Annotated in this window: 31 protein-coding genes; 15 read left to right on the top strand and 16 right to left on the bottom strand. The window is 62.6% G+C overall.

The annotated features are described in order from the left end of the window. Window positions 1-21: 21 nt before the first annotated feature. Both SKA53_RS01465 and SKA53_RS01460 read right to left on the bottom strand, forming a co-directional pair. A complete protein-coding gene (locus SKA53_RS01465) occupies window positions 22-675 on the bottom strand; it encodes a ceramidase domain-containing protein (RefSeq protein ID WP_007204257.1) in 654 nt (217 codons plus the stop codon). Window positions 676-751: 76 nt separating this feature from the next. Beyond that, window positions 752-1,198 (bottom strand): nucleoside deaminase, encoded by a 447-nt coding sequence (locus SKA53_RS01460; RefSeq protein ID WP_007204256.1) that lies wholly within the window; start codon window positions 1,196-1,198, stop codon window positions 752-754. 64 nt (window positions 1,199-1,262) lie between these two features. Here SKA53_RS01460 and SKA53_RS01455 point away from each other — a divergent pair, with 64 nt between their 5' ends. The 10 genes from SKA53_RS01455 (at window position 1,263) to dtd (ending at window position 9,422) form a co-directional block, all read left to right on the top strand. Then, complete coding sequence (locus SKA53_RS01455) at window positions 1,263-2,081, top strand: pseudouridine synthase (RefSeq protein WP_007204255.1); 819 nt, start codon at window positions 1,263-1,265, stop codon at window positions 2,079-2,081. 90 nt (window positions 2,082-2,171) lie between these two features. Next, a complete protein-coding gene (locus tag SKA53_RS01450; protein ID WP_007204254.1) occupies window positions 2,172-2,375 on the top strand; it encodes a hypothetical protein in 204 nt (67 codons plus the stop codon). Beyond that, on the top strand, window positions 2,375-3,268 hold the full coding sequence (locus tag SKA53_RS01445; RefSeq protein WP_007204253.1) for a 5-bromo-4-chloroindolyl phosphate hydrolysis family protein: 894 nt from the start codon (window positions 2,375-2,377) through the stop codon (window positions 3,266-3,268). The genes SKA53_RS01450 and SKA53_RS01445 overlap by 1 nt, the downstream gene beginning before the upstream one ends. Continuing rightward, window positions 3,268-4,461: a toxic anion resistance protein gene (locus SKA53_RS01440; RefSeq protein WP_007204252.1), complete on the top strand. Its 1,194-nt coding sequence runs from the start codon at window positions 3,268-3,270 to the stop codon at window positions 4,459-4,461. Before SKA53_RS01445 ends, SKA53_RS01440 begins: the two co-directional genes overlap by 1 nt. A 3-nt stretch (window positions 4,462-4,464) precedes the next feature. Continuing rightward, entirely contained in the window at window positions 4,465-5,418 is a 954-nt protein-coding gene (locus SKA53_RS01435; protein ID WP_007204251.1) for a DUF2927 domain-containing protein, read from the top strand. Between the two features lie 24 nt (window positions 5,419-5,442). Continuing rightward, window positions 5,443-6,534, top strand: a complete 1,092-nt coding sequence (locus SKA53_RS01430; protein WP_007204250.1) for an SPFH domain-containing protein — start codon at window positions 5,443-5,445, stop codon at window positions 6,532-6,534. A 7-nt stretch (window positions 6,535-6,541) separates the two neighbouring features. Beyond that, complete coding sequence (locus SKA53_RS01425) at window positions 6,542-6,964, top strand: hypothetical protein (protein WP_007204249.1); 423 nt, start codon at window positions 6,542-6,544, stop codon at window positions 6,962-6,964. Between the two features lie 11 nt (window positions 6,965-6,975). After that, window positions 6,976-8,070, top strand: a complete 1,095-nt coding sequence (locus tag SKA53_RS01420) for a hypothetical protein (protein WP_007204248.1) — start codon at window positions 6,976-6,978, stop codon at window positions 8,068-8,070. A gap of 15 nt (window positions 8,071-8,085) precedes the next feature. Beyond that, window positions 8,086-8,988 (top strand): carbohydrate kinase family protein, encoded by a 903-nt coding sequence (locus tag SKA53_RS01415; protein ID WP_007204247.1) that lies wholly within the window; start codon window positions 8,086-8,088, stop codon window positions 8,986-8,988. Further along, entirely contained in the window at window positions 8,985-9,422 is a 438-nt protein-coding gene (gene dtd / locus SKA53_RS01410) for a D-aminoacyl-tRNA deacylase (protein ID WP_007204246.1), read from the top strand. The genes SKA53_RS01415 and dtd overlap by 4 nt, the downstream gene beginning before the upstream one ends. A 67-nt stretch (window positions 9,423-9,489) precedes the next feature. Here the strand turns inward: dtd and SKA53_RS01405 are convergent, their stop codons facing one another. The 3 genes from SKA53_RS01405 to SKA53_RS01395 are packed head-to-tail and all read right to left on the bottom strand — an operon-like array spanning window position 9,490 to window position 11,512. After that, a complete protein-coding gene (locus tag SKA53_RS01405) occupies window positions 9,490-10,287 on the bottom strand; it encodes a metal ABC transporter permease (RefSeq protein ID WP_007204245.1) in 798 nt (265 codons plus the stop codon). Further along, window positions 10,287-11,033 (bottom strand): ATP-binding cassette domain-containing protein, encoded by a 747-nt coding sequence (locus tag SKA53_RS01400; RefSeq protein ID WP_007204244.1) that lies wholly within the window; start codon window positions 11,031-11,033, stop codon window positions 10,287-10,289. The genes SKA53_RS01405 and SKA53_RS01400 overlap by 1 nt, the downstream gene beginning before the upstream one ends. Beyond that, window positions 11,024-11,512 carry a transcriptional repressor gene (locus SKA53_RS01395; RefSeq protein WP_007204243.1) on the bottom strand — a complete coding sequence of 163 codons (489 nt, stop codon included), beginning with the start codon at window positions 11,510-11,512 and terminating at the stop codon, window positions 11,024-11,026. Before SKA53_RS01395 ends, SKA53_RS01400 begins: the two co-directional genes overlap by 10 nt. A 69-nt stretch (window positions 11,513-11,581) precedes the next feature. Here SKA53_RS01395 and SKA53_RS01390 point away from each other — a divergent pair, with 69 nt between their 5' ends. Then, window positions 11,582-12,589: a zinc ABC transporter substrate-binding protein gene (locus tag SKA53_RS01390; protein WP_007204242.1), complete on the top strand. Its 1,008-nt coding sequence runs from the start codon at window positions 11,582-11,584 to the stop codon at window positions 12,587-12,589. Between the two features lie 6 nt (window positions 12,590-12,595). On the opposite strand, the gene SKA53_RS01385 is transcribed toward SKA53_RS01390, so the two are convergent. The 3 genes from SKA53_RS01385 to SKA53_RS01375 form a co-directional block, all read right to left on the bottom strand. Then, a complete protein-coding gene (locus SKA53_RS01385; RefSeq protein WP_007204241.1) occupies window positions 12,596-14,155 on the bottom strand; it encodes a trimethylamine methyltransferase family protein in 1,560 nt (519 codons plus the stop codon). Between the two features lie 81 nt (window positions 14,156-14,236). Further along, the gene (locus SKA53_RS01380; protein WP_007204240.1) at window positions 14,237-15,013 is read right to left on the bottom strand and encodes an HAD family hydrolase; all 777 of its coding nucleotides are present in this window, start codon (window positions 15,011-15,013) and stop codon (window positions 14,237-14,239) included. Beyond that, window positions 15,004-15,282 carry a DUF3572 domain-containing protein gene (locus SKA53_RS01375; protein WP_007204239.1) on the bottom strand — a complete coding sequence of 93 codons (279 nt, stop codon included), beginning with the start codon at window positions 15,280-15,282 and terminating at the stop codon, window positions 15,004-15,006. The genes SKA53_RS01380 and SKA53_RS01375 overlap by 10 nt, the downstream gene beginning before the upstream one ends. A 94-nt stretch (window positions 15,283-15,376) precedes the next feature. Between SKA53_RS01375 and SKA53_RS01370 the strand changes: the two genes are divergently transcribed. Continuing rightward, window positions 15,377-16,768 carry a diguanylate cyclase gene (locus tag SKA53_RS01370; RefSeq protein ID WP_040482741.1) on the top strand — a complete coding sequence of 464 codons (1,392 nt, stop codon included), beginning with the start codon at window positions 15,377-15,379 and terminating at the stop codon, window positions 16,766-16,768. A 4-nt stretch (window positions 16,769-16,772) separates the two neighbouring features. Here SKA53_RS01370 and SKA53_RS01365 read toward each other — a convergent pair whose 3' ends face one another. The 4 genes from SKA53_RS01365 to SKA53_RS01350 all read right to left on the bottom strand — a co-directional run bounded on the left by SKA53_RS01365 (window position 16,773) and on the right by SKA53_RS01350 (window position 18,495). Further along, entirely contained in the window at window positions 16,773-17,216 is a 444-nt protein-coding gene (locus SKA53_RS01365) for a periplasmic heavy metal sensor (protein WP_007204237.1), read from the bottom strand. Then, the gene (locus SKA53_RS01360; protein ID WP_242601229.1) at window positions 17,209-17,550 is read right to left on the bottom strand and encodes a hypothetical protein; all 342 of its coding nucleotides are present in this window, start codon (window positions 17,548-17,550) and stop codon (window positions 17,209-17,211) included. The genes SKA53_RS01365 and SKA53_RS01360 overlap by 8 nt, the downstream gene beginning before the upstream one ends. After that, window positions 17,534-18,127, bottom strand: coding sequence for an RNA polymerase sigma factor (locus tag SKA53_RS01355; protein ID WP_007204235.1), 594 nt, complete (start codon window positions 18,125-18,127; stop codon window positions 17,534-17,536). The genes SKA53_RS01360 and SKA53_RS01355 overlap by 17 nt, the downstream gene beginning before the upstream one ends. 74 nt (window positions 18,128-18,201) lie before the next feature. Then, a complete protein-coding gene (locus tag SKA53_RS01350; RefSeq protein WP_007204234.1) occupies window positions 18,202-18,495 on the bottom strand; it encodes an EF-hand domain-containing protein in 294 nt (97 codons plus the stop codon). A 184-nt stretch (window positions 18,496-18,679) separates the two neighbouring features. Here SKA53_RS01350 and SKA53_RS01345 point away from each other — a divergent pair, with 184 nt between their 5' ends. Beyond that, the gene (locus tag SKA53_RS01345; RefSeq protein WP_007204233.1) at window positions 18,680-19,075 is read left to right on the top strand and encodes a DUF983 domain-containing protein; all 396 of its coding nucleotides are present in this window, start codon (window positions 18,680-18,682) and stop codon (window positions 19,073-19,075) included. After that, entirely contained in the window at window positions 19,072-19,743 is a 672-nt protein-coding gene (locus tag SKA53_RS01340) for an NUDIX hydrolase (RefSeq protein ID WP_007204232.1), read from the top strand. The genes SKA53_RS01345 and SKA53_RS01340 overlap by 4 nt, the downstream gene beginning before the upstream one ends. On the opposite strand, the gene SKA53_RS01335 is transcribed toward SKA53_RS01340, so the two are convergent. Then, the gene (locus tag SKA53_RS01335) at window positions 19,740-20,618 is read right to left on the bottom strand and encodes a fatty acid desaturase (RefSeq protein WP_007204231.1); all 879 of its coding nucleotides are present in this window, start codon (window positions 20,616-20,618) and stop codon (window positions 19,740-19,742) included. The two genes, SKA53_RS01340 and SKA53_RS01335, sit on opposite strands and share 4 nt — an antisense overlap. 82 nt (window positions 20,619-20,700) lie before the next feature. Here SKA53_RS01335 and SKA53_RS01330 point away from each other — a divergent pair, with 82 nt between their 5' ends. Continuing rightward, window positions 20,701-21,600, top strand: a complete 900-nt coding sequence (locus SKA53_RS01330) for a helix-turn-helix domain-containing protein (protein ID WP_007204230.1) — start codon at window positions 20,701-20,703, stop codon at window positions 21,598-21,600. Here the strand turns inward: SKA53_RS01330 and SKA53_RS01325 are convergent. The 3 genes from SKA53_RS01325 to SKA53_RS01315 form a co-directional block, all read right to left on the bottom strand. Then, complete coding sequence (locus tag SKA53_RS01325; RefSeq protein WP_242601228.1) at window positions 21,557-22,102, bottom strand: lipocalin family protein; 546 nt, start codon at window positions 22,100-22,102, stop codon at window positions 21,557-21,559. The two genes, SKA53_RS01330 and SKA53_RS01325, sit on opposite strands and share 44 nt — an antisense overlap. Before the next feature lie 79 nt (window positions 22,103-22,181). After that, window positions 22,182-23,222: an aldo/keto reductase gene (locus SKA53_RS01320; RefSeq protein WP_007204228.1), complete on the bottom strand. Its 1,041-nt coding sequence runs from the start codon at window positions 23,220-23,222 to the stop codon at window positions 22,182-22,184. Window positions 23,223-23,236: 14 nt separating this feature from the next. Beyond that, window positions 23,237-23,701 carry an outer membrane protein gene (locus tag SKA53_RS01315; RefSeq protein ID WP_110549052.1) on the bottom strand — a complete coding sequence of 155 codons (465 nt, stop codon included), beginning with the start codon at window positions 23,699-23,701 and terminating at the stop codon, window positions 23,237-23,239. Window positions 23,702-23,733 lie beyond the last annotated feature (32 nt).

Genomic DNA, 23,733 nt, shown 5'->3' with positions numbered 1-23,733 from the left:
CGGTGCAATCTTCCTGCGCGTTTAGCGGTCTCGGGCCGCGCCCGCAAGCATATGGCGGCGGTAAACAAGGATCATCCATGCCAGCATCACTGCATTGAAGACATGCCACAGGAAATGAGTGCCAAAAGGCAGGAGATTGCACAGGGTTTCATCAACCGACCGCGCGCTGATCGACAACGCCAGCAGCACAGCCCCCGTCAGGAACCCGCGCGTGATCTGGGGCGTTTTGCGCAAGGCCAGCGCGTAGATCACCAGCAGGATCGGCACGGTCCAGTAAAAGGCGGAAATGCCGAAAAACGGCAGCATCCCCAACAGCGGCACCATGATCGCGGCAAAGGGGATAAACAGCGCCGTCGCCCCCAAGGCAGACCAAAGCCCCAGCCCGATCACGTCACGATGCACGGCGAAAAGATAAAGCAGGATGAAGGCCCCGATGGGGACGACATCCATGAGCGCGGACCAAAGTGTCGCGAAAGTGTGAAACAGCAAGCTGCCAATCCCGATGGCAAACACGATCGCGGCCAAAGCACGCGCCAGTGGCAGCCCCGCTGTGCGTGGCCAGACCCAAAGGGCGGCCACAAGGAAGGCCAGATTGGTCAGCGCGTTGATCGGTTCGGACCAGAACCCGGGGTCGATCCTTTCGCAATAGGCGTCGATATGGCTGTGCCAGTCCATGGGGGGCCTTTCAGGGGCGGGGTGGAAAAACTTTTATGCCTCCGGCGGGAGTATTTTTGGAAATAAGAAGATGCGATCAGCGTTTTGCGGCGAAGAAATCGCGCAAGAGCTGTTCGGCCGCTGTGGCGCTGATGCCGTCATAGACATCGGGCCGGTGGTGGCATTGCGGATGGGTGAAGATGCGCGGGCCTTGGGCCACGCCGCCCGATTTGGGGTCGGCTGCGGCGTAGTAAAGCCGCGCAATGCGCGCATTGCTGATAGCGGCGGCGCACATCGGGCAAGGTTCAAGCGTGACGTAAAGATCGCAGCCCGTCAGCCGTTCTTGCCCCAAGGCGGCACAGGCGGCGCGGATCGCGAGCATTTCGGCATGCGCGGTCGGGTCGTTCAATTCGCGTGTGCGGTTGCCCGCCTGCGCGATGATCGCGCCATCCTGCGTGATCACGGCACCGACCGGCACCTCGCCGCGGGCGGCGGCGGCGCGCGCCTCGGTCAGTGCGATATCCATATGCGAGCGAAAAACCATGGCTGAGTGATGCCTGCGCGCGCAATCTCTGGCAAGGGCCGATCAAAGCGGCTAAGGGTGCGCGATGAGCAATGATACACCCCAGGGCGACCGGATCGCCAAAGTCCTGTCGCGTGCCGGTGTCGCAAGCCGCCGTGACGCTGAACGCATGATCACCGAAGGCCGCGTCAGCGTGAACGGCAAGGTCATCACCAGCCCTGCGCTGAATGTCACCGATGCCGACCGGATCGTGGTGGATGGCAAGGCCATGCGCGCGCCCGAGGCCCCGCGCATCTGGCTGTATCACAAGCCTGCCGGCCTTGTGACAACCGAGCGCGACGAAAAGGACCGCCCAACGGTCTTTGCGTCTTTGCCCGAAGACATGCCACGGGTGATGTCGGTCGGCCGGCTGGACCTGAATTCCGAAGGCTTGTTGTTGTTGACCAATGACGGCGGCGTCAAACGGCGCTTGGAATTGCCCAGTACCGGTTGGTTGCGCCGCTATCGCGTGCGCATCAATGGATCGGTCAGCGAGGCGCGGCTGGAACAATTGCGCGCGGGCATCACGGTGGACGGTATCCGGTATCAGCCGATGATCGTGACCTTTGACCGCCAGCAGGGCGCAAATGCCTGGCTAACGGTCAGCCTGCGTGAAGGCAAGAACCGCGAGATCCGCCGCGCGATGGAGGCGATCGGCGTGACCGTAAACCGCCTGATCCGTGTCAGCTATGGCCCGTTCCAGCTGGGCAACCTGGAGGCCGGCGCCGTCGAAGAGGTCAAGGGCCGCGTGGTGCGCGACCAGCTGGGGTTGAGCGATAAGGATCTGGGCAAGGACAGCGCCAAACCCACACGGGTCCGCAAGCCGGTCAACCGGCCCGTTACCGGCAAAAAACGGCAGGGCTGAGCGTTTCACGCTGCGATTTGATGTAAAACTCTCGTAATCGGCTGCGATGTTTCCTATCTGGTAATCAACCATGACAGGAGTACCATTGCCATGCTGCGTCTGATCCTGCTGCTGAGCTTTGTCGCCGTTCTGGCGCTGGGCTTTCTGGCTGTGCTGGGGGCTGTGCGCGTGATGGCGGGTGGTGCCGCAGACAAGGACCCAGAGCCGATGCCAGCCCCGTTTCGCCGGATTTCCTATATCGTATTGGTCGTGCTGATGTTCGGTGTGACAAGCGGCTGGCTGGGCTCGGCCTGATGGCACGGCGGTTTGGTGGCAGGTTCAGCCCCGACGCGGCCGCACCCCAGCCGCGCGCCGCTGCGGTCGATCCGGTGCGGATCAAGGCGGCGGGATCGCGCGGACGTCTTTTATATGCCCCGCCGATTGTGTTGGTGGTCACATCATTGGGTGCTGGCCCCGCGGCGCTGGTCACTGCTTTGGCCGGTGCGGGGGTTCTGACGCTGGCCGCGTGGCTGTTGCAGGAAGGCCTGCGCGCACAGGCCGCCTATGACGCGCGCAAGATCGCGCGCCGCCCTATGCTGCCGCGCAAGATACTGGCCTCGGCGTTGACCGGGCTTGGCGTGGCGCTTGCGGCCCTGACCGGCGACAGCGACATCATGGGGTCGGCGCTATATGGGGTGGCCGCGCTTGCGCTGCATGTCGCGGCTTTCGGGATCGACCCTTTGGCCGACAAACAGGTCGCGGGACTGGACCGGTTTCAACAAGACCGGGTCGCGCGGGTGGTGGACGAGGCCGAGGCACATTTGGCCCAGATGACCACCACCATCGCCAGCCTGAACGACCGCCGCCTGATCGCTCGGGTCGCCATATTTCAGCAAACCGCGCGGCACATGATCGCCACGGTCGAGGCCGACCCCCGCGATCTGACCAGCGTACGCCGCTATCTGGGCGTCTATCTGATGGGGGCGCGTGACGCGACGGCCAAGTTTGTGGCCCTGTATCGCCATACCAATGACACCACAGCGCGCGCCAAATACGAATCTTTGTTGACCGATCTTGAGCAGAACTTTGCCGCCCGTACCGAAAAGATACTGGTGGATGACCATGCCGACATGGATATTGAAATCAACGTGCTGCGGGACCGGTTGCAGCGAGAGGGCGTAAGCCTGAAAACAAAAGGGAACGAGTGATGTCAGAATTTACCCGTGAACAGGCCGCCAAGGCAGTCGCCGATGTTGAAAAGGTCACAGCCGTGGTGTTGCCCGACCTGCCCCGCGATCTGATCGTGCTGGACAGCGCCGATGCGCCGACCAAGACGGAAATCACCCGCCGCATGGCCGAAATCAGTATCGGGGATACCAATTCCATCGTGTCCTTCGGCGCATCCGCCCAGACCGATTTGCAGGCGATCAGCCAAAGCATGCTGGCCGGTGTGCGCAACAAGGATGTCGGCCCCGCCGGTGACAGCCTGCGCAATATGGTCACCACGATCCGGGGATTTTCGGTGTCGGAACTCGACGTGCGCCGCGACCGGACATGGTGGGAAAAGCTGATCGGGCGCGCCGCACCGATCGCCAAATTCACCGCCCGTTTCGAAGAGGTCCAAGGCCAGATCGACAAGATCACCGATGATCTTTTGCGCCATGAACATGTGCTGCTGAAAGATATCGAAAGCCTTGACATGCTCTATGACAAGACGCTGCAATTCTATACTGAACTGGGGCTTTATATCGCGGCAGGCGCGGCAAAACTGGCCGAGCTGGATGCCACGACCATCCCCGCAAAAGAGGCCGAAGTCGCAGCCGCCCCCGAAGATGCAGCGATGATGAAGGCGCAGGAATTGCGCGATCTGCGGTCTGCCCGCGACGATCTGGAACGCCGCGTGCATGACCTGAAACTGACCCGTCAGGTGACGATGCAATCGCTGCCATCCATCCGGCTGGTGCAGGAAAACGACAAATCCTTGGTGACCAAGATCAATTCGACCTTGGTAAACACGGTGCCTTTGTGGGAAACCCAGCTGGCGCAGGCGGTGACGATCCAGCGGTCAAGCGAGGCGGCAAAAGCCGTGCGCGCGGCCAATGACCTGACCAATGAATTGCTGACCGCCAATGCGCAGAACCTGCGCGACGCCAACAAGATCATCCGCACCGAAATGGAACGCGGCGTGTTCGACATCAACGCCGTCAAGGCCGCGAATGCCAATCTGATCGCCACAATCAACGAAAGTCTGGAAATCGCGGACGAAGGCAAGCGTAAACGCGCCGAGGCCGAGGCCGAAATGCAAAAGATGGAAGAAGAGCTGAAACAGACCCTGTCAGCGGCGCGCGCGCGCAAAACCGGCGGCGGCGACAGTATCGGCATCGCCACAGGTCGCGCCTAGGCAATGAGGACCCCGGCCCGGCAATCACTGGCGCTGGCCATTTTCGCGGCGGTTCTGGCCGGATGCGCCGCTGCGCCTGCGCCAGAGCCTGTCACGCTGCCAGAGCCCCCCATTGCCGGGCCTGACCAACCTGTGTTGCGCGACCCCAGCCTGACCAGCCGCGCCCTGATGGCCCATTACGCCAATTTGCAGACACAGATGCTGACACAGAACCTGCTGCGCAGCGATGGTGGCGCAGCCGACACGCCCTATACCGACACGATGCTGGCGCGGAATTTCGCGCAGATCGCCCTTGCCACCGAATATGCGGATAACAGCGATTTTTCCGTCTACCGGCAAGGCGCCAGCACTCTGCGCCGGTGGCAACAGCCGATCCGGATGAATGTGCTATTCAGCGATACCGTGCCGCTGGCCCAGCGCGATCAGGACCGCACCAGCGTAGCGGCCTTTGCCGGGCGCCTGTCACGCCTGACCGGCGTGCCAATCCGCCAAAGCGACGACAACCCCAATTTCCACGTCCTGTTTCTGGACGAGGATGACCGCCGCGCGGCCGCGCCCCTGATCCGCGCCTTGGTGCCAAATATCTCTGGCGCGACATTGCGTGGCATCATCAACCTGCCCCGCGACCAATTATGCCTTGTCGCTGGGGTATTCCCGCCCGGCCAGTCCGGCTATGCGCAGGCCGTCGTGGTGATCCGCGCCGAACATCCCAGCCTGATACGCGCCGCCTGTATCCACGAGGAACTGGCCCAAGGCATGGGGCTTGCCAATGATAGCGACACCGCGCGCCCTTCGATCTTCAACGACAGCGAGGAATTCGCGCTGCTGACGCGGCATGATGGCTTGCTGCTGCGCATCCTTTATGACCCCCGCCTTGCCGCCGGCATGCCCCCCGCCACCGCCGCCCCGATCGCCGCCGACATCGCGCGCGACCTGATCGCCGCAGGGGCCAGTTGACGCCCAATTTAAGGAAAACCGCCCATGTCCATTTTCGATTTTTTGTCCGGCCAGTTCATCGACGTCATCCACTGGACCGACAACACCCGCGACACGATGGTCTGGCGGTTCGAACGTCACGGCCATGAAATCAAATACGGCGCCAAACTGACGGTGCGCGAAGGGCAAGCCGCCGTGTTTGTCCACGAAGGCCAGCTGGCCGATGTATTCACCCCCGGCCTTTACATGCTCGAAACCAACAACATGCCGGTGATGACCAGCCTGCAACATTGGGATCACGGGTTCAAAAGCCCGTTCAAATCGGAGATCTATTTCGTCAACACGACGCGGTTTTCCAACCTCAAATGGGGCACCAAGAACCCGATCATGCTGCGCGATCCCGAATTCGGGCCGACCCGCCTGCGCGCCTTTGGCACTTATACGGTCCGCGTGGCCGATCCGGCCCTGTTCCTGCGCGAAATCGTCGGCACCGATGGCGAATTTACGATGGATGAAATCAGCTATCAGATCCGCAACGTCATCGTGCAGGAATTCAGCCGCGCGCTGGCGGCGTCAGGTATTCCGGCACTCGACATGGCGGCCAACACCGCCGATCTGGGCAAGCTGGTGGCGGGTGCCATTGATCCCACGCTGAAAAACTACGGCCTGTCGCTGCCCGAACTCTATATCGAAAACATCAGCCTGCCGCCCGCGGTGGAAAAGGCGCTGGATGCGCGCACCTCGCGCGGGATCGCGGGCAATCTGGACGATCATCTGAAATACAAAGCCGCCGAGGCGATGGCCACCGAAAACGCGGCCGCAGGGCAGGCGATGGGCATGGGCATGGGCGCCGCCCTTGGCATGCAAATGGCCAATCCGCAGACAGGACCTTGGGGGCCGGTCACGCCGCCCCCTGCCCCGCCACCGCCTGTCGAACATGTCTGGCACATCGCGGAAGGCGGACAGGTCAGCGGCCCTTATTCCAAGGCAGCAATGGGCCGCAAGGTGACCGACGGCACATTGACCCGCGCCAGCATGGTCTGGACCCAAGGGCAGGATGGTTGGATGACCGCCGAGGATGTGACCGAACTGGCGCAACTCTTCACCGTGATGCCACCTCCCCCGCCCGGCGCATGACCCGCAGATGACCCAACGCCGTCTGACAATCTTGCTGCATTGGTCGATGGTCATGATGCTTTTGGCCATGATCAAGGGCGGCAGCGCAAATGAAATCCTGCGCTGGGCCTTTGTCGGGGCGGGGACCGTCTGGCTGGCAATGACCGCCATGCGCGGCATGCTGGGCAAACCGGGGCCAAAGCTGCAAGGCACGCTGCGCATGGCCTATCCATGGATGCACCGTGGCCTTTACGGCGTGATGGCAGCCAGTGTGGCGATCAACGCAGCGGCGCTGTTGGGCTTTGCCAGTCTTGATCTGGCGTGGAACAGCCTGCTCGTGCTTTTGATGGTCGGCACATTTCACGGGTTGTTCCATTTCTGGCGGCATAATGTGCTGTATGACAACGCCCTGCGCATGATGCTGCCGCGTTTCATGCACAAGATTCTATGACCCCGAATTCTATGCCCCCGACCACCCCCGTCGATCACCGCTTTGCTTGCGATGCCTGCGGTGCGAATATGCGGTTCGATCCGCAGACCAACCAGCTTGTCTGCCAACATTGCGGCACCACCCAAGCCATGCCGCAGACCAACCTTACCGGCAGCATCAAGGAACTGGATTTCAAGCGCGCCTTGGCCCAGCGCCTGCCGCAGGCCGATCTCGAGATCACCCGCATCGTCGCCTGCGACAGTTGCGGCGCGCAGTTTGAATTCGACCCCGATATCCACGCCACGCAATGCCCGTTTTGCGCCAGCCCCGTGGTCAGCGACACTGGCACCCACCGGCATATCAAGCCTGCGGGGCTGTTGCCCTTTGCGCTGGATGAATCCACCGCGCACAAGGCGATGAACGACTGGCTGGGCCGCCTGTGGTTCGCGCCAAACGGATTGCAGGATTACGCGCGCAAGGGGCGGCAGATGACCGGCATCTATGTGCCTTACTGGACCTTCGATGCCGCGACCGCCAGCCGCTATACCGGCCAACGCGGCACGCATTATTACGTCACCCAGACCGTGATGCGTAACGGCAAGGCCACACAGGTCCGCATCCGCAAGACCCGCTGGCGCGCCGTGTCAGGGCAGGTCGCGCGGTTTTTCGACGATGTGCTGGTGCTGGCCTCCACATCCCTGCCAAAACGGCACACCGACGGGCTGGAACCGTGGGACCTCAGCGCAGTTGAACCCTACAAGCCCGATTACCTTGCCGGTTTCCGCGCCGAAGGCTACCAGATCGCGCTCGAAGACGGGTTTACACAGGCGCGCGGCTATATGGACCGGATGATCGCGCGCGATGTGAAATACGACATCGGCGGCGACGATCAAAGGATCGGTCAGATCGATACGCAGATCAGCGATGTGACCTTCAAACATATCCTGCTGCCAATCTGGCTGGCTGCCTATAAATACCGCGGACAAAGTTACCAATTCGTGGTCAACGGACGCACCGGACGGGTGCAGGGCGAACGGCCCTATTCGGCATGGAAGATCGCCTTTGCGGTGGTTATCGGTGTGATCTTGGCAGCGGGCGCAGGATTTGTTATCGCTAACAGCCAATAGTCTGAAAGTGATAAGATGATCCTGTGTTGCGGTGAAGCCCTGATCGACATGTTGCCGCGCCAAGCGGGAGAAGAGGCCTGTTTCGCTCCCCATGCTGGCGGCGCGGTGTTCAACACGGCCATCGCACTCGGGCGGCTCGGTGCGCCGGTGCAATTCTTTTCCGGCCTGTCATCGGATCTCTTCGGCACCATCCTGCGCAACCAGCTGCATGCCTCTGGCGTCGATGCCAGCCCCGCCGCGATCAGCGACCGGCCCACGACGCTGGCTTTCGTGACGCTGACGAACGGCCATGCCGCCTATGCGTTCTATGATGAAAATACCGCAGGCCGGATGCTGGCACCCGCTGATCTGCCGGATACACGGGCAGACGCTGTATTTTTTGGCGGCATCTCGCTGGTCGTGGAACCCTGTGCCGCCGCCTATGAGGCGTTGATGCTGCGCGAAGCACCGCGCGCGGTGATCATGATCGACCCCAATATCCGCCCCGGTTTCATCAAGGATGAACCCGCCTATCGCGCGCGGCTGGACCGGATGCTGGCGCGGGCCGATATCATCAAGATCTCGGACGAGGATCTGGCTTGGATCACTGGCAATACCGACGCCGTAGCCCTGCGCGCCGCCACCGGTGCCGCCGTCATGTTGCTAACGCGCGGTGCGGATGGCGTGACTGTCATCACAGCGGCAGGCAGTTTCGACGTGCCTGCCGTCAAGGCCGATGTGGTCGATACCGTGGGTGCCGGCGATACGTTCAGCGCAGGGTTTCTGGCTTATCTGGACGCGCAGGGGCTGCTGACCAAATCCGCCATTGCGCTGGCTGACGGCGATGTGCTCGCGCGCGCTGCGGCCTTCGGCGCAAGGGTCGCCGCCATCACCGTCAGCCGCGCGGGTGCCAACCCGCCCTGGGCGTCCGAGCTGTGAGGGCGCTGGTCCAACGCGTCAGCACCGCCAGCGTCAGCGTGGATGGCGCAGTGATCGGCCAAATCGGACAGGGCCTTTTGATCCTTGTCTGCGCGATGGCGGGCGACACGCCTGACGCATCCGCCAGCCTTGCCGCCAAGATCGCCAAGCTGCGCATCTTCAAGGACGCCGATGGCAAGATGAACCAAAGCCTGCTGGACACAGGCGGGTCCGCCCTGATCGTCAGCCAGTTCACGCTGGCCGCCGACACATCACGCGGCAACCGTCCCGGTTTTTCCGCCGCCGCCAGCCCCGATCAGGGCCGCGCGCTTTATGACCAATTCATCGCCGACATCGGTACCTTGGACATCCCGACCGCCACAGGATCATTCGGCGCGGATATGGCGGTGGCACTGGTCAATGACGGGCCGGTCACAATCTGGCTCGATGTCTGACTACATCTTCCGAGCGTAAATATCCCCGCCGGAGGCTTGAAAGTTTTTCGGCACTGCCACAGGGCAGCTAGATAGGCAGACGCGGCAAATGCTTGCCGACCCGGCTGACAGCAAAGATCAGCACCGCCACGCAGATGATCGACGGGCCAACCTGCGTGTCGAAATGCACCGCCAGCCGCAGCCCGCCCAAGGCCGACAGCGCCCCGATCGCCATGGCGAAAAACGCCATCCGTTCCGGCGTGCTGGCAAAACTGCGCGCTGATGCCGCCGGAATGATCAGCAGCGCGGTGATCAGCAAGGCCCCGACAACCTTGATCGCGACCGCCACAACAGCAGCGACCAGCACCGTCAGGATCAATTGCTGGCGGCGCGGGTTAATTCCCGCCGCATGGGCCAGATCAGGGTTCAGCGTCGCGGTCAGCATCGCGGACCATTGCCACCACAACACCCCGACCAGCAGCACGCCACCACCCCAGATCACCGCCAGATCGGCACGGGTGACGCTGAGCACATCGCCGAACAGATAGGCGTCAAGGTCAATCCGCTGCCCTGGCACCAGCGTCACCGCCACCAGCCCCAGCGCCAGCGCGCCATGGGCCAGCACGCCCAGAATCGTATCGACAGCAACCGCCTGCCCGCTCAGGCTGTGGATCAGCACCGCCATGCACAACGCAACAATGCCCACACCCAGCGTGATCGAAGTGCCAAATAATAACGCCAGCGCCACGCCCAGTACGGCGGCATGGGCGGTCGCATCGCCAAAATAGGCCATCCGCCGCCAGACCACGAAACAGCCAAGCAAGCCCGCCGCAACCGCCGTACCAACAGCAGCCAGCGCCGCGCGCAACAAAAAATCATCCAGCATTATTCTGCCGCCTCTGGATGATGATGATGATGATGATGGCTGTGATCGTGGTCATGTTCATGCCGGTAAAGCGCCAGCGCGCCACCCGTGCCGGTGCCGAACAATTCACGATAAGCGGGTGCTGCGGTCACGACTTCGGGCGTGCCTTCACAGCAGATATGGCCATTGAGGCAGATCACCCTGTCGGACGCGCTCATCACCACATGCAATTCATGGCTGACCATCAGCACGGCGCAGCCAAGGTCTTGGCGCACCGCGGCGATCTGGCGGTAAAACGCGGCAGATCCGGGCTGGTCCAGCCCTTGGGTCGCTTCATCCAGCATCAGCACATGCGGATTCGCAAGGATCGCCCGCGCCAGCAACACGCGCTGGAACTGCCCACCTGACAATTGCGACATTTGCTGGTGGTCCAACCCCGCCACACCCGCTGTGCGCAAGGCCTCAGTAGCCGCCTTGGCAGGCACCGGTTTGGGCAGGTTCAGAAACCGCGCCACGGTGATCGGCAGGGTCGGGTCAATATGCAGTTTCTGCGGCACATAGCCGATGCGCAGGCCGGGCGCGCGGGTCACGCTGCCTTTTTGCGGCGTCAGCGCGCCGATCAGCAGGCGCAGCAACGTGGATTTGCCCGACCCGTTGGGGCCGACAATCGTCACGATCTCGCCTTGGTCCAGCGACATACTGACATTCTGCAAGACCTTTTGGCCACCATGGCCAAAGTCGATATGGCGCGCGTCGATCAGGCGCATGCGGCGGCATCCGGTTGGCAGGCGGGGCAGATGCCCTCGGCCTCGATCATCGTCTGTTCCAGCTGGAACCCGTTGGCCGCCGCCGCCTGCGTCAGGCTGCGCGAACTGGCCTGCGCCTCGGCCACGGTGCCGCATTTGCGACAGATCATGAAGGCCGGATCATGCGCCGCACCGGGATGCATACAGGCGATAAAGGCGTTCAACCGCTCGATCCGGTGCGCGAACCCCTGTTCCACCAGAAAGGCCAGCGCGCGATACGCAACCGGCGGCTTGGACCCCAGCCCTTCGGCGTCAAGCCGCGCCAGCACGTCATAGGCCCCAAGAGCGCTGTGGCTTTCCAACAGGATTTCGAGCACCCGCCGCCGGACGGGGGTCATACGGACCTTGCGCGCCGCACAAGCAGTATCCGCCGCCGCCAAAGCCACGCTGATACAGCTGTCATGATCGTGGCGGGCAAAGGCCATCGGGTCTTGGGACATGGGTACGCCTTGTTATGATATAACATATCAAATATAGCAGCAGCGTGAAATCACCACAAGGACCACAATATGATTCGTTTTTTGTCGCTTTGCGCGCTTGCGCCCACCGCCGTCTTTGCCCAGGTGCCGCAGGTGATGACCGATTTCGCCCCCGTCCACAGCCTGACCGCGCAGGTCATGGGCGATCTGGGCGCGCCTGATGTCTTGCTGCCCGCTGGCGCTGATCCGCATGATTACGCGATGCGCCCCAGCGATGCCGCCAAACTGGGCGCAGCCGATCTGGTGTTCTGGACCGGTCCCAGCCTGACGCCGTGGCTGAGCGATCTTCTCGATACGCTCGCCCCAAGTGCGGCACAGGTCGCCTTGCTGGATGTGACCGGCTGGGACAGATTGCCGATCCGCGATATCCAGCAATTCATCATGCCAGCTGCCGAGGACGACCACGGGCATGACGATCACGACGACCACAAAGACGACCATGATGATCACGGGCATGATGACCACGGGCATGACGAACATGGGCATGATGACCACGGGCATGATGACCATGACCACGGCGATTTCGATCCGCATGCTTGGCTTGACCCGACGGTCGCGCAGGTCTGGCTGGCGGCAATTGCGGATCAGCTTGGCACCGCTGATCCCGACAATGCCGCAACCTATACCGCCAATGCCGATGCGGCGATTGCCCGCCTGACGGCGCTGGATGCTGAACTGGCCGCGCAATTGGCCCCTTTCGCGGGTCTCGCCTATATCCTGCCCCATGATGGCTATCAGTATTTCGAGGCCCGCTACGGCCTGAGTGCCGCCGGGGCGATTGCGGGCATCGACGCACGCACGCCCGGCCCCGCACAGGTTGCCAGCCTGCGTGACCAGATGGCCGACAGCAATATTGTCTGCGTGTTAAGCGACGCCGAAATCGGCGATCGTTGGGCCACCGTCGTGACCGAAGGCACGGGTGCGCGCACAGCACAGATCGACGGTGTCGGTGCGGGTCTGGACGGTGGCCAAGCGCTTTACGAAGCCCTGCTGCGCCGACTGGCCGATGATTTTGCCGCCTGCCTTGGCGGTGCGTAAACGGCCCTAGAAATCAGTGGGCGCGCCACCTTCCGCCTTGCGGCGCGCCACGAAATCACCCAGTTCTTCCTTGATGGCCACATCCAGCGGTGGGGCTTCAAAGGTGGCAAGGATGTCCTTGTACAGATGATGCGCGCGTTCGGCGGTGCCGATTGCCCCCGCCGCCTCCCATGCTTCGTGATTGCGCCAGTCCGACACGAAAGGCTGGTAAAACGCCTGTTCGAACCGGTCCTGCGTGTGCTGCGTGCCAAAGAAATGCCCGCCCGGCCCAACATCCTTGATCGCGTCAAGCGCGATGTCATCCGGGCCGGTCGCGGTCAGCATCGGGTCCATATAGCGCTGGATCATCTGGACCACTTCGCAATCCATGATGAATTTTTCGGGGCTGGCGATCAGCCCGCCTTCGAGCCAGCCAGCGGCGTGATAAACAAGGTTGGTCCCCGATTGCACGGCGGACCACAGCGAATTCGACGTTTCCCACATCGCCTGCCCGTCCGCCAGATTGGCGGCACAGACGCCAGAGGCACGCATCGGCAGATCGTAGAACCGCGCCATCTGGCCGGTCATCTGCGTGGCGCGCATATATTCCGGTGTGCCGAACGCGGGTGCGCCAGATTTCATATCGACATTGCTGGTAAAGGTTCCGATCACGCAGGGCGCACCGGGCCGGACATATTGGAACAGGGCAATGGTCGACAAAGCCTCGGCAATTGACAGGGTCACAGCCCCGGCCATGGTCACAGGTGCCATCGCGCCCGCCAGCGTGAAAGGGGTGACAATGACGGCCTGCCCGCGCCGGATGCAACGCAAACAGCCGTCGATCATCGGCACGTCGTGTTTCAAAGGCGATGTGGAATTGATGTTGGTGTACATATGCGGTTTGGCCGCGAACTGATCCTCGGTCAGACCGCCTGCGATACGCACCATTTCCATCGCGTCTTCGATGCGTTCGCGGCCCAAAGAATAGGCATGCGCCACCTTGTCGGTCAGGATCATCTTGTCATAGATCACATCCAGATGCCGAACAGAGGCATGCACATCGACAGGTTCCACCGGATAGCCGCCGGAAAAATGGATGCAGTTGAAATATTGCGTCAGCCGCAGCAGGTTAGCGCATTGCGCGCGGGTGCCGGACACTTTGCGCCCGATTTCCAGATCGTGGTAATTGGGCGGCGACGCGACAGCGCCGAACAGGATATGATTGCCGCCGATGGTGATCTTGCGTTCGGGGTTGCGCGGGGTGATGTCGAAACGCGCGGGCGCATGGGCCAGCATTTCCATCACCCAGTCGCGGCCCATACGCACATTGGTGCCGTTGACGATACAACCGGCCTGACGGAACAGCGCCAGCGCCTCTTGGTTCAGAAACTCGATCCCGATATCTTCGAGGATGCGCATCGCGCCGTCATGCACCGCCTGCACGCCTTCGGGTGTCAGCGGTTCGGTCGGGCGGTCGGTATTGACGGGTAAATGCCACAGCATCTGGTCAATCGACGCAGTCCCGCGCCGTATGGCGTTGCCCGCCCGTCCGCCGCCGCGCCGCTTTGTCTTGGCCTCTGCCTGCATGGTAAACCCTGCCCCGTGTCAGGGCAGGATGGCAAAACCCGCAGCGCGATGATGACGGGAAACCGACAGGTTGAGTCGGATTCAGTCGGCGATCAGCTTTTCCCGCCGCAGCCAGGCCGGAATATCAGCGATGCTGTCCAGTACGATATCGGCCAGCCCCGCCAGTTCGGCGCGCGGGGCGGGTCCTGTCAGCACGCCCACGGTCAGCATCCCGGCAGCACGCCCTGCATGCAGATCATGCGTGCTGTCGCCGACCATCACGCAGACATCGGGGGCCAGCCCCGTCGCGCGGCAAAAGCCGATCAATTGCCCCGGCCCGGGCTTGGCCCCAAAACCGCTGTCATAGCCCGCGACAAAGGCGAAATCGGACCTTATCCCCGCCTTGTCCAGATGGCGCAGCGCGGGGGCTTCGGCGTCATTCGTCACCAGCCCAAGGGTCAGGCCCAGCTGGCGCAACCCGGATGTAAAGGGGCGCAACGGCACGGCTTCGACTTGGGCGACCTGTGCTGATCCGGCGTTCATCCGCCCGATCAGCGCGGCCTTGTCCACGTCACCCGGCAACACGCCGATGATCGCATCGGCCACCACATCCACGGTCGAGGCGATGACGATACTGCCCTGATGAAACCGTGCGTTTTCCATATCATAGCCCAGCGCAGCCGCTAGCCTTTCGCACAGGATCGGGTCGTCGCCCGCCTCTGCCACCAGCATGGCGCGGGTCCAGGCCCCCCATGTGGCGTTGAAATCGAACAAGGTGCCGTCCTTGTCAAAAAGAATACCTGCAATCACGGTGTTTTCCTTTCCGGTCTGGCCCGCACCGGACCTGACCGCGCGACGGCTGTCAAGCGTCAGGTCCAATGCACCTGTTCAGCCCCCGGCAAGGCATAACGCGCGCGCAGCGGCATGTCATAGGCCAGGCCCTGCGCATCGCAAAAGGCCATCACCCAATTGTCATCCATCGTCAGGAAATCCAGCACAGCAGCCTGAAAGGCCGGTTCCGCCGCGCGGTCGCGCAGATCATCGACCGAAGCCCCGCTTGCCCCCAGAAAGGTCGTGCAGATCTCGTCCTGTCCGGCCATCCACCCCAAAGCCTGAAGTGCGATCACCTGCGCCTGATCCGGTCCCATGTTCAGTCCTTAATTGTTTAGAAAGCTTTTTTTAACTATTAAAGCAGAAAGTGTCTGCGAGAAATGCTGTTGTTTCCATCATAAGGATGCAGAAATGTCGGGGCGGATATTAATCGTCGATGCAGTACCGACCAACAGGATCGTGCTGCGAGTCAAGATGCTGGCCGCGCAATTCGCGGTGGAAGCCTGCGCGTCTAGCGCCGAGGCAAGGGCTATAATCGCCAAACAATGTCCTGACCTGATCCTTGTCAACCTGTCAGATCCCACCGAGGACCGGCATGGGTTCTGCACCGCGCTCAAGGCGGACCCCGACACCAGCACGATCGCGATCATCGCGGTGGGTACCGCAGATACATCGCGCGCGCGCTTTGCGGCGCTGGATGCGGGGGCCGATGACGTGCTGGCGCGTCCGATCAATGATGCGCTGTTACTGGCGCGCATCCGCAGCCTGCTGCGCGCACGCTCGGTGACCGAGGAATTGCTGTTGCGCGACAGCACCAGCCGCGCCTTGGGCTTTTGCGAAAATCGCGACAGTTTGGCCAATACGGGGCGCATCACGGTCATCACGCCAGAGGCGGCACCGATGCCAGAATTGATTGCCACGCTCAATGCGGGGCTGGGCCATTGCGTGGTGGTCCAGACGGCGTCGGCGGTGCTGCGCCACAATGACGAGGTGCATTGCGCAGATCTCTTGATCATTCCCGCAGCCAACCCCCGTGACGAGGCCGTTGCCCTGTTCAGCCTGGTGTCTGACCTGCGCTCGCGGGTCGATACGCGGCTTGCATCGTTGTTGGTCATGGTCCCCAATGGCAACCCAGAGGCAGCGGCGATGTTTCTGGATCTGGGCGCGGATGACGTGGTGATGCAAAATGCCCTGCCACAAGAGATAATCCTGCGCGCAAAGGCGCTGGTGCGCCGCAAGCAATTGCATGACGCGCTGCGCCGCAACCTGCTTGACGGGTTGCAGGCGGCAGTGACTGATCCGCTGACCGGCCTGTTCAACCGCCGCTATGCCGATCACCATCTTGCGCGCATGTCGGAACAATCGGCGGTGGCAGGCAGCGCGCTGGCCGTGATGATGATCGATATCGACCATTTCAAGGCGATCAATGACACCTATGGCCATGCCGCTGGCGACAGGGTGCTGGTCGCGCTGGCCGCGCGTCTGCGCGACAATCTGCGCGCGGTCGATCTGGTCGCCCGTATCGGCGGCGAAGAATTCCTGATCGCCATGCCGCGCACCAGTGCCAGACAGGCGCAAGGGGCTGCCGACCGGCTGCGCCGGCTGGTCAGCCAAACCCCGTTCGATCTGGGCGAGGCATATGCCCCGATCCCGGTGACGGTCTCGGTCGGGGTGGCGCTCAGCGATGAGGCGGGGCAGACTCAGCCCGACACGCATTTGATGTGCGATCTGGCAGATGCCGCGCTTTATCGGGCAAAATCTGCCGGGCGCGACTGCGTGGCGATGCACCTGAGCGCCGCCTGACCCGCTAGCGACGCTGGTCGCGGTCCAGCCTGTCTGCAAAGGCCCGCCTGCGGTCAGGCGACATCGCGGCGATCCGGTCAAGCACCACCATCCGCGCCCGCGCCTGCACCTGTGACAGCCGTGCTGCCTGATCCTCGATCAGGGCCTGTGTCACTGCCGGATCATAAGGATCAGCGCGCAGGGCCGCCGCCATCTGACCGCGAAAATCATCGCCGCGCAGGCTGCGGTCGGCCCGCAAAGCACGCGCGATGGCGCGCCGTTCATCATCGGAAAAGGCACGCGCAACAGGCCCGACGCCGAAATCGATTCGCGGCGACGGATGCTCCCCGAACCGCCCTGAAACGACCGCCCCCCCGATCATCCCCGCGACCGCAAGGTTCAGCGCCAGCGATACCACCAGCACGATACGCCAGATCCGCGACGGACGGGTTTGCACAAGATCAGCCATCGGAAAACTCTCCTGCGATCATGAATTCTTCTGGTGACAGACCCAGGCTAACCGGCTCATCCAACAGCGCCGCGGCATAATCTGCAACCAAGGGCGGCGGCGCGATCCCGATCCAGATGCCCGCCACGGTCGCCGTGGCAAGCCCGCCCAAGGCAGGCCAGCCGCCAATCATCGCGCGCAACTGCGCCCAGACCGATGGCTGCGGGTGCCGCACCGGTAAGGGGCGCGCCGCATCCGCCAGCACCCGCGCGATCAAGGCATCGTCCGGCATGGGCGTCAGCTTGCGCGCCTGCGCGAACAAATCGCTCAGCATGTCGTCAGGTGGGTTCGTCATCGTCATACCCCAGTTCTGCCCTGCGCCCCGCCATGATCGCAGACAGCGCCCGTTTGCCGCGCGCTGTCAGACTTTCCACCGACGCCACGCTGATGTCCATGATCTCCGCGATCTGCGGGTTGGACAATCCTTCCAGATGGCGCAAGGCGACTGCTTGGGCCTGCCGTTCGGGCAATTGCGCCAAGGCATCCGACAAAGCCCGCAGCCTTGCGCGGGTCTGCATCTGTGCCGCGACCGATGGGGCGCTGTCCAAAGGTTCGGCAATCTCGTCCATCGCCACATGCCGCCTTTTGCGCAGCCTGTCGGTGCAAAGGTTCGCCACAACACGGTAAAGCCAAGTCGTGACCTGCGCCTCGCCCCGGCGCCAGTCGGGGGCGATCCGCCAAAGCCGCAGCATGGCGTCCTGAGCCACATCCTCGGCCTCGGCGCGATTGGCCAGCATCCGCAGCGCCTGCGCCAGTACGCGCGGCAACACACGCTGCGTCAAAGCGCCGGCCGCACGCGGATCGCCGCTGGCATGGGCCAGCAACAGATCCTCGTCCGAGGCATGGGCGAAAGGGTCGGATACCGCCATCATTTGTGATCGTGCTAGCGGCATCCGCCCCCCGTGACAATCGGCAGCAGGCGGGTGGCCTGCCGCGCTGGTCTGGTTCAGTCACGCCCAGACTTGCCATGACGCCCGCCATGCGCCTCGCGCGCGGCCTCGATCTCGGCCTGCGTCACCATGCCGTCGCCATCGGCATCGAGGCGGGTGAACATCCGTTCCGCGCGGGTGGCGGCGCGGTCTTGCGTGAAGGCCGTGAATTCGGCAAGCGTCACGGCCCCGTCACCATCGCCGTCCATTGCGGCAAAATCTGGTCCAGCCCGATGCCCCTGCGCAAAAGCGCCCCCTGCGGTCAATGCAAGCGTTGCAACCAGCCCTGCGGCGATCCATCCGTTTTTCATCTTGTGTCCTTTCAGTATCCGGCGGCCTTGTGCCGCTGACCCAGATTGAACGGGATGGCGCGGACTTTCCGTCGCAGATGCTGCAGTTTTTCTTTTCACAGGGCCGTGACACTCGCACGCAGGGCCTTGGCCTTTCCTTTTGGCGCGCGAAAGGCCATGTAAGCATCACCCACAGGAGGGTCCGATGACCGACACATCCACCACCAGCTACGCCGCCGAACGCCCAACCAAACCGGCGATCATGAACGGCCTGCGCTGCCGCTGCCCGAATTGTGGGCAGGGCAAGCTGTTCGACCACTATCTGCATGTCGCCGATACCTGCTCACAATGCGGCGAGGACTTGTCCCATCACCGCGCCGATGACGGTCCGGCCTATCTGGTGATCCTGCTGGTCGCGCATATCATCGGTTTCGCGATCCATTTCATGTGGGTCGCATGGCGGCCCGATCCTTGGGTAATGGCGACGGTCCTGTCCTTGGGTGCCGTCGGCTTATCGCTGGCGCTGCTGCCGCCGATGAAGGGGATGATCGTCGGCATCCAATGGGCGCGCCGGATGCATGGATTCGGCCTGAATTCATGACAGTGCTGCGCGATGCAGCCACGATCATCGTGCTGCGCGACGCAGCCACACGCCCTGCTGTCCTGATGGGGCAGCGCGGCGCCTCAATGGCCTTCATGCCGGGCAAATTCGTATTTCCGGGCGGTGCGGTCGACCCCAACGACAGTCGCATCCCACTGCCCGACCTGTCACCGCGCGATCACGCAAGGTTGCAGGCCGATAGCGCGCTTGCCCCCGATAGCCTTGCCGCCGCCGCGATCCGCGAATTATGGGAAGAAACCGGCCAGATACTGGGCGCGCCCGCCCAATGGCCCGACCCGCCGCAAGGCTGGCGCGGTTTCGCTGCCACTGGTCACAGGCCCAATGGTGCCGCGCTGCAATTCTTCTTTCGCGCGGTCACGCCTGTCGGTGCGCCGCGGCGGTTCGATGCACGGTTCTTTCTGGCGAATGCCGCCGATCTGGTCACCGACCCCGACGACTTCACCCGCGCCGAGGATGAACTGGCCAATCTGCAATGGGTGGCCCTTGATCAGGCGCGCAGCTTTGACCTGCCCTTCATCACACAGGTCGTGCTGGCGGAACTGATGGGCCATATCAGGCGCGGCGGCGATCTTGCCGATGTGCCGTTCTTTCGCAACGATGACGAGGCGCATCTGGTCAGCCGCCTTGGCGGGCGATCCCCGCTTTAACGCGGCCAGAGTGGATGCGGCACTGGATCCTTGGCACGCCACAGATACAGCCGGAAAATCTGGCCATATGACCGGAAAAGATAGCCGCCGTTGCGGCGCAGGTAATGGTCCTTGCGCGCGCGGTAAACGCCGGGCAGCGCATACCATGGCACATCGGGATGCATATGATGCACGACATGCAGGTTGTTGTTCAGAAACAAAAATGCCAGCGGCCCGCGATCCTCGATAATGACGCTGCGGCCACTGGCGCGGGCATGGGCCTGATGTTCCAGAAAGGTCCGCAGCTTGAGCAGCGACAGCCCCAGATAAGCCGCCAGCAGATAGGCCCAGACCGGCATCGGTGACGCCGCCACCAGCGCCAGCATCGCCACCATGACCAGCAGATGCAGCAGCCATGCGCGGCCAAGCGCGGCCGTCCCCTGCCGCCATTCGCAGATCCCGAATCCGACCGTCCCCAGCAGCGGCCCCAACAAAAGCCGCCCCGCCAGCGTGTTGTTCCACCCCAGCACGACCTGCAGGATGCGCGGCAACCGGTCCCAGACCGCAGGGTCCAGATAATTGCTTTCAGGATCATCATAAGGGTCGGTGATGACAGCGTCATGATGATGCGCGCGGTGCGTCGCAGCAAAACGGGCATAGGGAATGACCAGCGTCAGCGGCGGCCAGACCAGCAGATCGTTGATCCATTGCACCCCGAACGGATGGCCATGGATTGCCTCATGCTGCAGCGAGGAATGCAACGCGATGGCCAACCCCGCCACGATCACACCCAACGGCAGCGGCAACAGCCAGAGTGCCGCCCCCCAGACGGTATAGCAGCCAAGGATCAGGCAAAGGGTGGGCCATGCAATGCGGGAAAAAGCGCGTGTTTTCATACCGCGACGCTACGCCGGGCCAAAGGACGGGTGAATGTCGTGACTGGTTCACAAAAATCAGTATGTGTGATATAGATCACCAATGATGCGAAAAATCGACAAACGTGACCGGGCACGGCTGTTCCGTGACCGGCTGGTCGCAGCGATGGACCGGACCGGCATCAAGCAGGCAGCGCTCGCGCGCTGGACCGGCGTTGACCGCTCGACCCTGTCGCAACTGCTCAAGGATCAGGGCGCGCGGCTGCCCAATGCGCAACTTGTCGCGGAATGTTCAGCAGCCCTTGGTGTCAGCGCGGATTGGCTTTTGGGCCTGTCCGATTTCCCCGAACAGGCCGCCGCTCTGGTCGCGGCCGCGATTTCCATGCCAGAGGCATCACGCGCCATGGGCGACGACCAGATCTTCGCCTGGCACCAAGAGGCCGCAGGCTACAAGATCCGCCATGTGCCATCGGGTCTGCCCGATATGCTCAAAACCACCGATATGCTGCGCTGGGAATATGCGCCTGCGGTGGGCAAGACGATCGAGCAGGCGATCGGGGCCAGTGCAGACCGGCTGGGCTGGATGCAGCAGTCGAAATCAGATTACGAAATCGCACTGCCGCTGTCAGAACTGGACAGTTTCGCGCGCGGCCAAGGCTATTACGCGGGCCTGCCTGTCGACGTCCGGCAGGACCAGCTGCGCCGCTTCCGCGATCTGCATGACCAGCTTTACCCTGCCCTGCGGCTGCATCTGTTTGACAAGCGCGCGGTCTACTCCGCACCAGTCACGGTCTTTGGGCCGCTTCTGGCGGTGATCTATCTGGGGCGCAATTACATCGCCTTTCGCGACACCGAACGGGTCACGGCGATCACGCGGCATTTCGACATGCTGGTGCGCGGCAGCAAGATCGGCCAAGGCGATATGGCCGCGCATTTCGACGCGCTGATCCGCCTTGCCGCTACGGCTGAACCAGCATCAGACGGCCCAGATCATAGCCGTTGAACGCCAGCATCGCGCGCGCTGCGGCCAGCCTGTCGGCAGGGATCACCGGATCGCGGTTCAGGATCCAGCCTGACCGGCCATCCGGCGCGCCCAATACCACCGTGCGATAGGTTTCATCTGCCCACAGCACCCAAAGATCAGCGCCAACAAACGGCACCGATGCAAACCTGACCTTCAACCGCCCCGGCCCGACGATATCAGCAGCACCTTCAATCACCGACCGGACCGTGCCATCAGGCTTACGGCAGGTGTTGCGCACCGAAATCCGCCCGTCCGGCAGCGCGCCATATTCCGCCGTGACCCCGACGCAACCCGCCTCGAACGGCACCGGATAGCGCGCAACCTCGTACCATGTTCCCAAAAAGCGCGCGGGCTCAAAGACGGCCTTGGACGACAAAGGCACGGATGTATCGCGGTACACCTCGAACAGCGCGCCGCGCGGCTCTCCGGGGTGTCCCGCACAGCCCGCCAACAGGACCGCCATCATCACGAAGTTGCGCAAAATGGCCCCTGACTTCTTATTTCCAAAAATACTCCCGCGCGGCGCGCTCCGGTCCCGCTTGGGGGACCGGATCACCGCTTCAATAGGGCAGCGGGTGCGCTCTATGCGCCGCCCCAATCGCGGCCAAAAGCTCATCCGTCAGCATCGTATCGCGCCCGGCAAGAATATGCGCCAACTGGCCCGTGTTGGTGGCGCCAAAAATCGCAGAAACCGGGAACGGCCGCGTCGCCTGCCAGGCCATCGCCATATGCACCGGATCAACGCCATGGTCGCGGGCCAGATCCAGATAGACCTGCGTCACCGGCAAGGTGCGCGGCGTCATCCGCCCGCCCAGATTGCCGTTGATCGACAAACGGCTGCCTGCAGGCACATCGTGTTGATACTTGCCAGTCAGCAATCCGCAGGCCAAGGGCGAATAGGCCAATAGCGTCACATCCTCGTTCACCGCCATTTCGGCCATATCGGTGTCATAAAGCCGGAACAGCAGCGAATATTCATTCTGCACCGATACCATACGTGGCAAACCGGCAGCTGTCGCCTGGTCGATCCACTTGGTCATGCCCCAGGCGCTTTCGTTGCTCATGCCGATCGCGCGGATCTTGCCGGCCTTGACGCAATCGTCCAGTGCGGACAGAACGTCGAGCATATGATCCATCGTCTGCTGGCGGTCCTGCCCCGACGGATCATAGGTCCAGTTCTGGCGAAACGCATAAGACCCCCGTTCAGGCCAATGCATCTGGTAAAGGTCGATCACATCGGTCTGCAACCGGCGCAGGGATGCATCCACCGTCTGCCGGATCACCGCCCCGTCATAGCCATACCCCTCGCGCACCCAGCCAGGGTTGTTCCCCGACACCTTGGTGGCAATCACCACCTCAGAGCGGCGGCCGGTCTTGGCGATCCATTCGCCGACGATGGTTTCCGACAGGCCCACGGTTTCGGCGCGGATCGGGTTGACCGGATACATTTCCGCAGTGTCGAGGAAATTGATCCCCGCATCCAGCGCCATGTCGATCTGGGCATAAGCATCGGCGCGGTCGGTCTGATTGCCAAAGGTCATGGTGCCAAGACAGCAGTCAGTGACCATGATGTCACTGCCGCCAAGCGCGATCTTTTGCATGATTTTATCCGCGATCAGAAACGGTAGACCAGACCCAGACGGGTGGTCGTCGTATTCTCGGTATCGCCGTCCCGGATAAAGGACCGAATAAATTCGCCGCGCAGCGCCATGTTGCCCTGCAGCTCGAATTCACCGCCAAGACCAAGGCTCAGCCCCGTATCGGTCACATTATCATAGACGAATTGATCCACACCAGCGGCACCAAATGCCGTGACAGTGCCGAAATCATACCGTGCCACACCGCGCAGGCGGCGGGTGTTGAAATCGCTGCTCGCGCCCAGCGCCAGCCCGAATTCAGCCTCCGCGCCAAAGGCAAGCGGCGCATCAGCCGTGGTAACACCGCCAAGAACGCTGATCAGCATATCAGAAGACCCCGCATGCGGCAGCGCGTAATCGCCACCAATGGCGCCATAGCCTTCAAGCGCGTGCAAAGGGTTGGCAAGGGTCAGGGCAGTGACAACGGCGGCAAGTAGTCTCATCGATGGCAACCTTTTGTTGAAAATGGTCTGTG

The sequence above is a fragment of the Yoonia vestfoldensis SKA53 genome (assembly GCF_000152785.1).
Lineage (GTDB): Bacteria > Pseudomonadota > Alphaproteobacteria > Rhodobacterales > Rhodobacteraceae > Yoonia > Yoonia vestfoldensis_A.
This window is presented reverse-complemented; position numbering and strand designations above follow the sequence as displayed.